This is a genomic window from Acetilactobacillus jinshanensis (assembly GCF_004359375.1).
Classification (GTDB): domain Bacteria; phylum Bacillota; class Bacilli; order Lactobacillales; family Lactobacillaceae; genus Acetilactobacillus; species Acetilactobacillus jinshanensis.
This window is the reverse complement of sequence record NZ_CP034726.1, coordinates 40760-54373: the sequence shown is the minus strand read 5'-3', so window position 1 is coordinate 54373 and position 13614 is coordinate 40760. Positions and strand designations below refer to the sequence as shown.

The 13614-nt window shown below is 40.2% G+C and carries 13 protein-coding genes; 4 read left to right on the top strand and 9 right to left on the bottom strand.

All coding sequences use genetic code 11. The annotated features are described in order from the left end of the window. Positions 1 to 45: 45 nt before the first annotated feature. From ELX58_RS00265 to ELX58_RS00255, 3 genes are all read right to left on the bottom strand, one after another. Positions 46 to 1245 (bottom strand): MFS transporter, encoded by a 1200-nt coding sequence (locus ELX58_RS00265; protein WP_133441194.1) that lies wholly within the window; start codon positions 1243 to 1245, stop codon positions 46 to 48. A 158-nt stretch (positions 1246 to 1403) separates the two neighbouring features. After that, positions 1404 to 1850, bottom strand: coding sequence for a hypothetical protein (locus ELX58_RS00260; protein WP_133441193.1), 447 nt, complete (start codon positions 1848 to 1850; stop codon positions 1404 to 1406). Between the two features lie 55 nt (positions 1851 to 1905). Continuing rightward, positions 1906 to 3132, bottom strand: a complete 1227-nt coding sequence (locus ELX58_RS00255; protein ID WP_236747680.1) for an MFS transporter — start codon at positions 3130 to 3132, stop codon at positions 1906 to 1908. A gap of 484 nt (positions 3133 to 3616) precedes the next feature. Here ELX58_RS00255 and ELX58_RS00250 point away from each other — a divergent pair, with 484 nt between their 5' ends. Next, on the top strand, positions 3617 to 4480 hold the full coding sequence (locus ELX58_RS00250) for a sulfite exporter TauE/SafE family protein (RefSeq protein ID WP_133441191.1): 864 nt from the start codon (positions 3617 to 3619) through the stop codon (positions 4478 to 4480). Here ELX58_RS00250 and ELX58_RS00245 read toward each other — a convergent pair. Together ELX58_RS00245 and pnuC are read right to left on the bottom strand one after the other, a co-directional pair. Beyond that, positions 4471 to 4890: a DUF805 domain-containing protein gene (locus tag ELX58_RS00245; protein WP_133441190.1), complete on the bottom strand. Its 420-nt coding sequence runs from the start codon at positions 4888 to 4890 to the stop codon at positions 4471 to 4473. The genes ELX58_RS00250 and ELX58_RS00245 overlap by 10 nt on opposite strands. A 166-nt stretch (positions 4891 to 5056) precedes the next feature. After that, positions 5057 to 5815, bottom strand: coding sequence for a nicotinamide riboside transporter PnuC (pnuC, locus tag ELX58_RS00240; protein WP_133441189.1), 759 nt, complete (start codon positions 5813 to 5815; stop codon positions 5057 to 5059). A 302-nt stretch (positions 5816 to 6117) separates the two neighbouring features. Here pnuC and ELX58_RS00235 point away from each other — a divergent pair, with 302 nt between their 5' ends. From ELX58_RS00235 to ELX58_RS00225, 3 genes are all read left to right on the top strand, one after another. After that, positions 6118 to 6846, top strand: a complete 729-nt coding sequence (locus tag ELX58_RS00235) for a sulfite exporter TauE/SafE family protein (protein ID WP_133442535.1) — start codon at positions 6118 to 6120, stop codon at positions 6844 to 6846. Positions 6847 to 6932: 86 nt separating this feature from the next. Continuing rightward, a complete protein-coding gene (locus ELX58_RS00230; protein ID WP_133441188.1) occupies positions 6933 to 7712 on the top strand; it encodes a sulfite exporter TauE/SafE family protein in 780 nt (259 codons plus the stop codon). An 11-nt stretch (positions 7713 to 7723) separates the two neighbouring features. Further along, entirely contained in the window at positions 7724 to 9061 is a 1338-nt protein-coding gene (locus tag ELX58_RS00225; RefSeq protein WP_133441187.1) for a dihydrolipoyl dehydrogenase family protein, read from the top strand. Between the two features lie 78 nt (positions 9062 to 9139). Here the strand turns inward: ELX58_RS00225 and ELX58_RS00220 are convergent, their stop codons facing one another. The 4 genes from ELX58_RS00220 to ELX58_RS00205 all read right to left on the bottom strand — a co-directional run bounded on the left by ELX58_RS00220 (position 9140) and on the right by ELX58_RS00205 (position 13589). Continuing rightward, the gene (locus ELX58_RS00220) at positions 9140 to 9427 is read right to left on the bottom strand and encodes a hypothetical protein (RefSeq protein ID WP_133441186.1); all 288 of its coding nucleotides are present in this window, start codon (positions 9425 to 9427) and stop codon (positions 9140 to 9142) included. A gap of 124 nt (positions 9428 to 9551) precedes the next feature. After that, positions 9552 to 9998: a universal stress protein gene (locus ELX58_RS00215; protein WP_418620914.1), complete on the bottom strand. Its 447-nt coding sequence runs from the start codon at positions 9996 to 9998 to the stop codon at positions 9552 to 9554. Between the two features lie 24 nt (positions 9999 to 10022). Next, entirely contained in the window at positions 10023 to 11603 is a 1581-nt protein-coding gene (locus ELX58_RS00210) for an Nramp family divalent metal transporter (protein WP_133441185.1), read from the bottom strand. Positions 11604 to 12242: 639 nt separating this feature from the next. Continuing rightward, positions 12243 to 13589, bottom strand: a complete 1347-nt coding sequence (locus tag ELX58_RS00205) for an IS3 family transposase (RefSeq protein ID WP_133441184.1) — start codon at positions 13587 to 13589, stop codon at positions 12243 to 12245. Positions 13590 to 13614 lie beyond the last annotated feature (25 nt).

Genomic DNA, 13614 nt, shown 5'->3' with positions numbered 1-13614 from the left:
GGCGTGATGATTATCATCACGCCTTTTTGTATACCTTAATTAGATTTAATATTTCTTTAATTCTGGTAGGAACCACTTCAAGCACGCATAAATCAGTAAAATGGTAACTCCGGCAACGTAAAACGTAACACTATAACTAAACCAATCGGAAAGTAAACCACCGACGATTGAGCCTAAAACAATCCCGATTGCCTGAAAGCCCTGGTTCAAACTAAAGGCCATCCCAGTCCTAGATGCCGGAGTTCCCTTAGCTAAACAGGTTTGAATCGACGGGAAAATGGCAGCATTGCCGATTCCATTCAAGAACCGGAATATTCCTAACATTAGGACACCGGCAGCGGCACCCTGCGGAAAGTAACAGAGTGCTGAAAATATTAGACCAAAGCCTAGGACAACGTGAGTCCCGTGATGATCACCGACTTTACCGATACTTGGTGACGTCATGACCATCGAAATCCCAGGTAATGCGGCGATAATTCCGGCAACCAATGAAATCGGTCCGTGGTTATGCATCAACTGTTTAACGAATAACGTAATGATCGGAAAGACGTCGTTAATTGCCATCTGAACGGCGATCGTCGTGACGAACATCCAACCGACTAAGTGCGGATGCGGAAAGCCCTTCATGAAGTGCCAACTAAAGTGTGATTTAACGATATCCGGATCCGGTTTAAAGTTTTCGTTAACCGAAGTTAAACTCAGGATAAAGAAGCTAAACAGCAACAGACCCGTAATAAAGAACGTCAAACGGATTGAAAAGACGTGGACCAGAAAGCCACCAAAGATTGGTCCAATTAGGAAACCACTGGTGTAACCGGTCGACAACAGGCTTAGCGCATATTCAGAATGACGCTTAGGCGTTTCGGTCGCAACTAACGCAATCGAATTTGGAATTACGCCATCGAAGAAGCCCTGTAAAGTTCGTAACGCAATAAATTGCCAAACGTTAGTGACGACACCCATTAGGGCAATCACAATTGCGGAACCCAGCGAAGTTTGTAGGATCATCCACTTTCGGCCGTGTTTATCAGCAAATCTTCCCCACATCGGGGCGGTTACCGCTACGACAACGAATGAGCACGAATATACAATCCCACTAAGGATCGAAAGTTCACCACGACTGTAATTACCCAATTGAATAATGTATAACGACATAAACGGGATGACTTCGTTAAAGGCCGTTCCGGTAATAAACGTTCCGAATAATAAAATCCACAGATTACGGCGCCAATTGACCTGTTGCATAATTCATCTCCTAAATATAACTTTACTTGAGCAACGTTATCTTTTAAATATAACATCTAGATTAAATTGTTATATTTACATTAATTTAACCAACAAAAAATCGGCTGCATTAAGCAACCGACCATCATTATAATATTAATTTTTCTTAATTTAATAAATTAAGCTTCTTTTTCGTAGCCATTGACCCAGATCAACTTGCCACGGTGTTGGTGATTCTCGTTGACAAACTGGGTATGCAACATCGCGATGAAGTAATCAACGAAGAAACGAACCGTCATTTCGGTGTGAAAATGCTTCTGATGATTTTGACGGATTTGATCAAAATTTTTAATAAATTTATCAGCGTATTCATCTAACCACTGATCATACGGTAAATCAGCATCGTAAGTCTGATCACTGGGATCATAAGACGATTTATGAGCCACGTAATAGCCTTCGTTAACGTCTTTATACTGACTCTTGATCATTAATTTCTTTAATGTTTTATGATCGACGTCCTTTGCGAACTTCTTAAGTAAATCCGCGTGGTCGATCGGCAGTTTACTGTCCTTTAATTCAGTAATATGATGATGTTCTTTATTGGTTAGGATCTGTCTCATTGACACGTTAAAAGACCTCTTTCACGTTCGATTTCTGTAATTATTATACTACACTCGATTTTTAGTCATGACTATTGAGAATGTTATGAGCGTTCCAACGCAGTTCTGGAACGAACTTTAGGATTAAGATCAGATTAATGCCCTGTAAAATGGCAGATAACATGAAAGCACTGCTGTAACCAAAATAACTGGCGACTTCACTGCCCATCATGGAACCTAGCACGGCACCTAGCGCCTGAGCGGATTGATTCATGCTAAAGGCTAAACCTGTCGATCCGGTTGGCGAGACTTTCGTTAGCATTGTCTGAATAATTGGGTAGACAGCGGCATTGGAAATTCCGACCAGGAACCGGAAGACTCCTAAGAGTACCAGGCTGGTAATAAAAGTCTGCGGAACATAAAACGCCACCGTAAATAGATAACCCAAGATTAAAACCTTGTTGGCACCATAATGATCACTGATCTTACCCAAGGTTGAACTGGTCATGAACATCGCAATTCCTGGTAACGAAGCAATAATTCCCGCAACAATGGTGATCGGTCCACGATTATGCATTAACTGTTTAACTAATAAGCTAATGATTGGGTAAATGGAAAATAGACCAATCTGAACGATAACGGTTGAGATCATTAACCAGATTACGACTCGTGGATTTGGGAAATCCTTTAGAAAATGAATGTCAAAAAGTGACTCTTTTTTATTTTTCTTAGACGGATGAAAGTGTTCCTTAACCATCGTGGCACTTAATACAAACGAACCAAATAGCAAAAGTCCAGTGATGATGAACGAAACTCGAATCGTTACTGCATGAGCTAAAAAGCCACCGATGATGGGGCCAACTAGCATCCCACCGACATAACCAGTCGTGATGATGCCCATGGCATAACCAGCGTGTTCCTTAGGTGTTTCCGTAGCGACCAGTGCCGTTGCGTTCGGAATGACACCGGCAAAGAAGCCCTGTAAGGTTCGCAGACCAATCAATTCCCAGGCGTTACCAACGAACGCCATTAACGCCAGTGTAATTGCGGAACCTAGCGAAGTTTGTAATACCATTCGTTTTCGGCCGTGTTTATCAGCGAAGCGACCCCAGATGGGTGCCGTGAAGAAGACAACGAAAAACGAGGCTGCATAAACCATCCCACTGAGAATGGATAGTTCACCCTTGGAATAATTACCTAACTGTTCAACATACAGCGATAGAAACGGAATTACTTCACTAAAGGCGACACCATCGATCGTGGTGGCAATCCATAATATCCATAAGTTACGACGCCAGCTAACGTCCAACACGAGTCACTTCCTATTTATCAATCCAAAAAGAAAAGCGCTAATTAAAGCGCTCTACTTTAATCTTTCAGCAAGTAGTCAACTTACTACGGCGATCGACCGCTCTTGAACTTCATCTATAGAATAACAGATATTGGAAAATAGTCAATTATGATAAAATACTAATTGTGTGCCTGAGACTTAGTCAATCTCAATTTTATAAGCACACCAAGCGGTGATAAAATGTCGATCGCTCTTGAATTAATGGTGGCTATTGCTATATTTATGAGCATAACTACCATAGATCTATTGATGCTATCAAAAGTATTGAACGCTTTTTGTTCAGTAGTCAATTCTGCTAAACGATTAATACGGTCAATACATCGTTGGCATAAATAAAATAGATCAAAAAGGGACGCTACTAGCGTCCCTTTTCTCTTATAGCGCTTCAATCGTTTTAATAGTATGATGATTAACGCAAGCATATTTTTAAAGAGGTTAACCCATGAAGATCGCGCTCATCATCGCCATTATTTTGTTTGACCTATACTACCTATATCATTTGTTCACGGATATATGTCACCATTGGCAAGCAACCAAAAAAGAACCCGCTACAAAGCGAGCCTTTTTCTCAATGATCATTATTTATTTCTTATCAACTTTAGGTATCGGTGACTTTGCCGTTTCGACGGCGCTATACCAAAAGACCAAGTGGGTTCCGATTAGAAAATTACCTGGAACCTTAAACGCACAATGCGTTATCCCGAGTGGCGTGATGGCCATTATTTTTTTGTCCAACATTACCGTTGGCTTCAAAACGCTGATCACGTGCGTGTGCTGCCAAATCTTGGGTGCCTATTTAGGATCCAAATTCGTTACGAAGTTACCCAAAACCATTTTGCGGTACTTTATTATTACCGGACTACTCTTAGCCAGTTGTCTTATCTTAGTTGGTAAATTTCACATGATTGCATCAACCGGAACGGCAACTCAGTTATCCGGCTGGAAACTATACTTAACAGCCGGTTTGCTGTTCTTATACGGTGCCTTAGATGACGTTGGCATCGGCTGTTACGCACCGACCATGGCAACGATTTACGCCATGGGAATGAATCCCGCAGCCGCATTTCCAATCATGATGTGTGGATCGACCTTTTCATTATCAGTCGGCAGTGTGGAATTCATCAAGAAGCATAATTATTCCCGGAAATTAGCCCTTTATTCATTATTCGGTGTGATTGGAGTCTTCTTAGCAGCAACCGTATTTAAGCACCTCAGTTTAGACATGCTAGAGTGGCTCGTTATCGTCGTATTAATCTACGCAGCTTATTCCCTATATCGTGATGCTAAAGAAACAGATCAGGCTTGATGACTAAACGCGTTTTTAGGAAACATACAGATGATAAAGTGAATCCCAAGTAGAATCCAGGCCATAATTTCGACCGATAAAGCATGCATTTCTAGCGCATTGACGATCAATAACGCAATCGGTAATAATAACGTGATGATTAACCAGTACTTTGATAATCCCAAATCATTATAACGTCGCATCATTAAATTAATGGCCGGCGCAATCAGAGCCAACGTATAAGCAACAAAAACGAAGATGCCGAAGATGGCACCGGTTCGCTGCTTATATGCCATGATATACGCCAAGATCAAAATATAGACGATTACGTTCCACCAAAGCGCAATCCAGAAGTCATTCCGAGATGTTTTACTGGTGTGATCCATCCCGTGAACCCAGAACGTCTTATATATTCCTAACATTTTATCCATAAATTATCAGTATCCTTAATATAATTTCTGTCATTATTATACCAAAAAAGACTCCATCTAAAATGGAGCCTTTTTTAGTTATCGCATGCTGTGGTTGAAATATAAAAATGTAAAAATAATTATGAAGATTAAAAATATAAATATGAGAAGGAAAATAAATTAAAAATTACCAAACGTCTTCAGTTTGACCAGCCTGTTCAGATTTTTCTTCGGCTTTAATCTGACGACTACGTTCGGCACGGTTGTACCAGGGGGAAATGGTAAATGCTAGAACGTCGTTGGTAATGTAGATCAAACTGTTGATGAACATGGCAACGGTAGCGCCACCCTGCTTGAAAGTAATGAACCAGAGTACTAACTGGGCAAGGCCAGAAGCTAACCACCAGAAGTACTGGTTATTGTAGCGTAAGAAGCAGATGATGCCACCGGTTAAGCTAATTGAAAAGCTTATTGCATCAAACCACGGCCGTGGATCATTAGTTAAGTTACCGATAATTTCAGCGGAGGCCACACAAACCAACAGAGTCCCGACAATGGCAACTGCCCAGGACTTTCCGTTGAATTTGCGAATTTTACTAACCATGTTAACGTTCCAGCTCGAACTAATTAAGACTGGTAAATCTAACGTGACCATGTAGGAAATCTGTTCACCAATACTTAAGTAGTTCTTGGCACTGAAACCGACGATAATGAAACAGATACCAGATAACAAGCCTAACCAGCCATTAATCGACTTGGCTGAATTAATGGCGATTACACATAGGACACCTAACGTCGTCCCAATAAACGTTAAAGCCGTAATGGCTGTGATTGACTGGCCAAGAAAGACCATCAACTGGACACCTAAACTAAAGAAGAATAGGCAATAATTCGGAATTGGCCACCCTTTTAACTGGTGAGCCAAGAATTTGATATAGTGAACCACAATGCATCCCTCCGTGAAAGCATAGAATAGTCATGAAAATTGAATAATAAGGTATGTAAGAGCATATGTTGTGTGTGTCACATCACTCAACGCTTTATATAGTATCATAAAGAAATTCCAAAAACAGCCTTGAAATTGAAAAATTTTTGTATTATGTACATTGTTTCACAAAGCTAAAATACTTTATGGTTACTAAATCAACAGTAATTAGGTGTGATTAGACAATTTATACTATAATCAATTTGAAAAACAATTTACGTCTTTTTAGGGAGTGCTTATTTATCAGTTGGTTAACGTTATTGATGTTCATTCCGATTGGAATCCTGTCAGGGATCGTAAGTGCTACAGTTGGTTTAGCTTCATTAGTATCCTATCCCGCTTTACAAGCCGTTTTACCACCGGTCGCTGCTAACGTCACCAACACCACGGCGTTAATATGTACCGGAATCGGTTCTGGTGTTGGATCACTTAAAGAACTAAAAGGTCATTGGTGGCAGGTCACCAAGATTTTTGCGATCACCTTTGTCGGTGCTATTATTGGTAGCTTATTGTTACTCCAGTTTTCTAACCAGGCATTCGCAAGGATCGCACCATTCTTTATTCTAATGGCCGGAATTTTGATCCTGTGTCCGAAGCCTCACAACTCGGCTTCTCAACCAACATCTAAAGTCATGAAGTGGCTAGCAGTCTTCGCAATGTTCCTGGTGGGTATCTACTCAGGATACTTTGCTGCAGCATCCGGGATCTTAATGTTAGCCCTGTTAAGTTACACGACTGACGAAAGTTTTCCGGTCTACAACGCAATTCGAAACGTAGCCATGTTATCCGCTAACGTGATCGCCATCATCATCTTTATCGTTTATCACGCTGGAATTTACTGGCCAGTTGTCTTTCCTTTAGGAATTGGTTTATTAATTGGTAGCTACTGTGGGCCGGCCATCGTTCGACGGGTTCCTGAACGAATCCTAAAGCTTGTGGTTGCTGTGGCTGCCGTCATGATGTCAATCTACCTATTTATTAAAGCGTACTAGTTATAACTGTTAATGATTAACACTTACTTTAATACCTAACACTTAACATTTTAATAAGAACGGAAGCGATTACTATTCTTCACATTATGATCTTTCATTTTACTCTTGCCCAGATCCTGTTAATGATTCCGGTTGGCATTGTCGCTGGAATTATTAGCAGTACCGTGGGCATGGCTTCATTGGTTTCTTACCCAGCCCTGTTATACATTGGGCGTTTGCCAGCGGTTTTCGCAAACGTTACCAATACGGCATCGATGATTTTTAACTGTGCCGGGGCGGGACTCTCCTCAATCCCCGAATTAAAGGGCCACGTCAAACAAACGTTAATGACGCTAACGTTAACCTTTTTTGGTAGCATTGGTGGTTCAATGCTGCTATTAATGGAACCAGGAGGATCATTCCAGAAGATCGTGCCGTTCTTCATCCTGTTCTCAGGAGTTGTTATCCTGGCACCGCATAAGAGGCACACTTCGGAAGAAGGAACCGGTGGTCATATGAGTTTACACTACCGGCTCATGGCTGATGTTGCCATCATCCTGATGGGTGGTTACATGGGTTACTTTGGTGCCGCCGCCGGAGTCGTAATGATTGCGATCCTGTCACGGATTACTGACGAGAGCTTCCCGGTGTACAACGCCGTTCGAAACGTGTCGGCACTATCCGCTAATTTGGTCGCCATGGTTATTTACGCCGTTAAATCCCACGTCTACTGGATCCTAGTCTTTCCAATGGGCGTTGGCCTCTTTATCGGGGGCTACATCGGACCCATCATCGTCCGTCACGTTTCCGACAAGATCTTAAAGGCCGTCGTCGGAATCGGTGCTTTAATATTAGGTATCTATATGTTTATTCAAGCCTATTTCTAAGGAGGAATAAAATGGCTGATCGTAAATATCAATACGACGTTCTATACATCGGTTCCGGACACGGGACTGACGGAATTAACGAACTAGCTAAAAAGGGCTTTAAGGTCGCCACCGTAGAAGCCGAAAAGATCGGTGGGACCTGTCCAAACTGGGGTTGTAACGCCAAAATTACTTTAGATGAACCAATTAAACTCACTCGTGAACAAGAACGAATGAAGGGAATTGTTAATGGCCAGTTAACTGTTAACTGGCCCGCTAACATGAAACACAAGCATCAGGTCATCGATCCGATTCCAAACAGTTTAGAAGATGCAAAGGAAGGTGCCGGTGTCGATGTCATTCATGGCTGGGCCAAGTTCGTTGACAATCATACCGTTGATGTCGATGGTACGAAGTACACTGCTGATAAAATCGTGGTCGCAACTGGATTACACCCGCATCAGTTAAACATTAAAGGAACTAATTTAGCCCACACCAGTAAGGATTTCTTAGCACTTGATAAATTACCAAAGCACATTGCGATCGTCGGTGCTGGATACGTTGCGATGGAATTCGCGACCATTGCTAACCAAAGTGGCTCAGATGTCACCGTTTTAATGCATCATGATCAAGTCTTGGAACGTTTCTACCAGCCATTCGTTAAGAAGGTCGTCGCTGATCTTAAGAAGCGTGGCGTTAAATTCATTCCAAACGCTGGCGTCAGCGCTTTTGAAAAGAAGAACAATCAACTCTTCGTTGACTACGGTGATGGCAAACAGTTACCAACCGACTGGATCTTAGATGCTACTGGTCGGGTTCCAAACGTTCATCACATGAACCTTAGACAAATTGGGGTCAAATGGGATCACCACGGCATTTTCGTCAACAGTCATTTACAGACTAAAGTTCCTAACATTTACGCCTCAGGCGACGTAATTAACAGTTCTGAACCGAAATTAACCCCTACGGCCACCTTCCAGGGTAATTACTTAATGCATCTTTTTAGTGGTGAGACCACTCACGGCATTAAATACCCGCCAATTCCAACGGTCGTCTTCACATCACCGCGAATTGCTCAGGTCGGGATCACCGTTCCACATGCCGAAAAGTACGATTTTGACTACGACATCGTCGTTAATGACCTATCAAACGATTGGTATCGTCAGATCGATAAAGAAAGCATCGCTGAAAATGCCCTAATCTTCAACAAACATGATCAGTTAGTTGGCGTTACCGAAGTCAGTGACAAAGCCGATGACGCCATTGATACGCTATTACCAGCCGTTGCGTTACATCTATCTAAACAACAGATTGAACAAGTGGTACCACTATTCCCATCAATCGCTCACGACGCCTGGAAGAATTTATAAAATTAACATCAAATATACAAAAAGGCCTGCTGAAAATTCAGCAGGCCTTTTTAGTTACGTATATTATCTAAATAAAATTTAGATCGTCTTTTCAGAGCGCTGATTATCTTTCTTCTGGCGCTTACCGATCTTATGGATTAAACGGAGAGCCATCGTTTCTGACAGCATGTACTTATGCTGAATCATCTTAATGGCCTTATCTGAGCCATGATACCGTTGCATAATGAAGCGGACGTTATCACGAATCACCGATGAATCAATCATCTTTTTAAAGATCTGACCGTTTTTATAAGCACGGTGACAACTACTAATGATAATAATCAATAGAATAACAACTAAAACAACGGTGACAATAATTTTTAACATGACTTAGGTAAATACTCTCCTTGAATATGTTTCTTACATACAGGTTAATTATAAAACAAAAACAGCCGTCAATCATTCGAAATTGGCGACTGTTTTTAGTTTTTGACGTTAATTATTAGTTAGATTAACGAACGACTAATACGGAAATCGGTGAATACTTAGCCATGTAAGCAGCCTGACTACCGAAATGACGTGCTAAACCTTTCTTGGCCTGCGAGCCAATGATTAAAAGATCAGGCTCAACATGCGGAATGACGTCCTTGACGATGACTTCACCGGCATTGCCTTCAGCAACGATCGATTTAACATCTTTAACGCCACCCTTTTTGGCAGCTTCTTCATAAGTCTTCATATGTTTAACTAAATCGGAACGCTTACCATGGACGTAATCCTTGTCTAAGCTTTGGTAGACATTGGTTTCGTTAGTTTCTAAAACGGAGCACAGAATTAACTGAGCATGAGTCTTAGCAGCACGACTAATGGCATACCGGAAAGCTAAAATGGCATCATCGGAGTCATCGACCCCAACTAAAATTCGTTTGAAATCAAAATTCTTACTACTTGCCATCATAAGACCTACTTCCTAATCGATTAATTAACGAAGGTTAGCATCACTGTAAGTAGCGTAGTTAGGATGCTTAGCTTTGTATTCTTTATGACCTCTGTGTAAGTCATATAATACCCAGAATAGTAATGCGATGATGACGACATCGATTACATAGGCAGTTGGGTAAGCCCAAGTGGTCTGACTAGCTTGCTTTTCGATAAAGCCGGCTAAGGAATCAGGTAGACTCTTAAGGTTTAAGTAAATCAATGCGATTACTGAAACCCAACCACAGATCTTTACCCATAAGGCATTCTTAAAGCGGTTAGACATTTCAACAGGACTATCGGTCATGATTAGTAACGGTAGCATGGAGAATGGTAAGTCAAAGGCTAAGAATACTTGTGAGTTGTTCATCAAATCATTTAAAGCGGTATGTTCTTGAATAGCACTATCACCACTAGTAAGTGATACACAAACTAGTACTGGGATGACAGAAATTACACGGGTTACTAAACGACGCATCCATAGAGGCATCTTCATGTGAATGAAACCTTCCATGATGATCTGTCCAGTTAAAGTACCAGTGATGGTGGAATTTTGACCAGAGCAAAGTAAAGCAACAGCGAATAATGTTGATAGTAAACCAGACTTGGCAACGTGGGCTAATGCAGGGTTAGTCATAACGTTGGACTGACGTAATGCATCGTATAAACCGAAGAATGATGGATCTTTAACTCCACCTTTAGTAAATACGGCAACACCAGTGATCAGTAAGAATGCATTAACGAAGAATGCAAAGGTTAACTGAATGTTAGAGTCCCAAGTGGTGAAACGAACGGTACGAGCAACATCGTTTACATCTTTATGGTTAGTCTTACGGGTCTGAGAAATTGATGAATGTAAGAATAAGTTATGTGGCATAACAGTCGCACCAACAATTCCTAAGGCACCGGTTAATGGCGTATCGTTACCAACGTGAGGGCTGTTAGATACATCAGCTGGCTTAGGAACTAAACCGGCAACAACACTGCCCCAGTCAGGCTTGGATAAGATAACCTGGTATAAGAATACCAAGAGGATAACCAAGATTAAGCAAACAACTAATGCTTCGACTTTTCGGAATCCAATCAAACAAAGCAGTAGCAGTACCAATACATCTAGGACGGTGATAAATACTGAAATTACCAACGGAATGTTAAACAGCAGGTTTAACGAAATGGCACCACCAATAACTTCCGCGATATCAGTAGCCATGATGGCTGCTTCAGTAAGTAACCATAAGATAATTCCTAACGTAACTCCGGTACGAGCACGCATTGCTTGAGCTAAGTCCATTTGGCTTACGATTCCCAGTTTAGCTGCCATGTATTGTAGTAACATTGCAATTAAACTCGAAATCAAAACGACGGACATTAATAGATAACCGAAATCTTGACCACCGGTAATTGAAGTTGACCAATTACCTGGATCCATGTAACCAACGGCAACTAAAGCACCTGGACCAGAATATGCAAATAATGTTTTCCAGAAGCCCCAATTATGAGGAACAGCGATTGAACTGTTGATATCTTCTAACGAAGGACCATTGGCGTAATGGAGCTGAATCAATGGCTTATGTCCTTTTTTCACAACAAGTTTCCACCTTTCTTAATTCACCTTACCTATCGCAGGTAAGGCTCCTTTTGTCAATCCGGTTTCGATTATACACTAATTTTATGGTTTGTGAAATTGGTTTTAGGTGGAACTAACATTTGTAGTGGTCGCTGTAATGGTGGGGTAAGTGCTTACATTAGTTTTTAAAGAAAAAGATTTTAATATATCAATAATACTTTCAAATTTTATAGATAAAACTTATACTAAAATATTTAATTTCAATATTCAAAAATGGTAAAAGAAAAATCTGATTTCATACAACGATTATATGGAATCAGATTTAATACTTATACATGTGTTTTCAATAAATATTTACTATTGTTTTATAAAAATACATATAAAGCTATTAATTTATAAACAGTGGCAATAAAGTGGCAATAAAGTGGCAATAAAGTGGCAATAAAATTTACTTGACTAACGTATAATAAGAATTTTTATAATGGCCATGTAATTCTATCACGTGGTGTTTTCGTAATTCTCTAGTAATATTTGTAGCTTGACTACTCTTTACGCCGCAGATTCGTTGAACAGTAGCATGACTTATGCGATGATATTGCTTTAAATAAGCAATTGATCTGCACCCATAAAATTGGACAATTTATTAATGTTATTTAACTAGGCTATAAGAAATTTTCGGTACTCAACCGGAGATTTATAACCTAGTTTTTTCTTTGGGCGAATATTGTTATAGTACCATATCCAATACTTAAGTGCCTTAATTAACTGACCTTCGGTCTGATAATGTTTATCCATTACTCCAACCTTCATCAGATGAAAGAATGACTCCATTTGGGCGTTGTCATGACAGCGACCTTTACGAGACATCGATTGAATTGCACCATAATTCTTTAGAGTGTCTTGCCAAACGTGGCTTTGGTATTGAATTCCCTGATCGCTATGGACAATCGTTTTATATGGTAAATGAAGTTTCTTTAATGTATTCAGGCCCCTAATTAATGGCTTTAAGGTGAAACCTACGGTTGGATGATTACTGATATTGAATGCGATAATTTCATCGGTCGCTAAATCCATATATGGCGATATATAGATGCGATGATGAATATCTTGATTCCCGTATCTACACTCGCTTACATCAGTCGTTGTCTTGCGTCCAAATAATTTAGTTTTAAAGTTCCCACCAAGTACGTTAGGAGCTATCTTGCCAACCTGACCATGATATGAATTATATTTACGCTTTTTCTTGCTGAAAGCCGTACATTGCCAGCCATACATCTGAATAATTCTTTGGACCCGCTTATGATTTATATGGACAGTGTTTCTTAAAATGCCTGTAATTGTACGGTACCCAAATTTATAGTTAGATATTTCTCTTATTTTGTAAATTGTATGAGCTAATTTTAAATTATATGCGTCACGATGAGAAAGCGACGCTTTCTTCTTGTAATAATAGCTACTTCGGGGAATATCAAGTATCTTTAAGATACGACTTATCGGGACTTGAGAATATTCCTTAATTATCCTATGAATACTGTCTATTTGGTCATAGTCTTTAGTCAAATTACTGTACCGACATTGGATTCTAAGTTCCAAATTTTGTTTTCGACAAGATTTTAATTGATTTATTAACGAGTCTATGTCATCATTCATCTTATGGGATTTATACTTAGATTTCATTGGGCGTAGATCTCCATTTTCTAATTTACGTTCCCAATAAAAGATTGTTGCTGGGAACGCAATATTAAAGTGAAGTGCTGTCTCTGGATAAGACTTGTGGTGAAGTACCATCCAGTTCAGCACTTTTAATTTATATTTAAAAGGATACACGCTCTTGGTATGGCTTACAACTAGGCCCTTAGAACCATATTTCTTATATTTGGCGACCCAACCCAATATCGTTGCACTACTTTTAATCCCATAGGTATGGTTCAACGTAGTTGAACCTATTCCCGACAAATAGGCTTTAACTGCATTTGCTTTAGTGTCAAAGTCAAAACTATACATAAAAAATGACCTCACTTTATTGAAC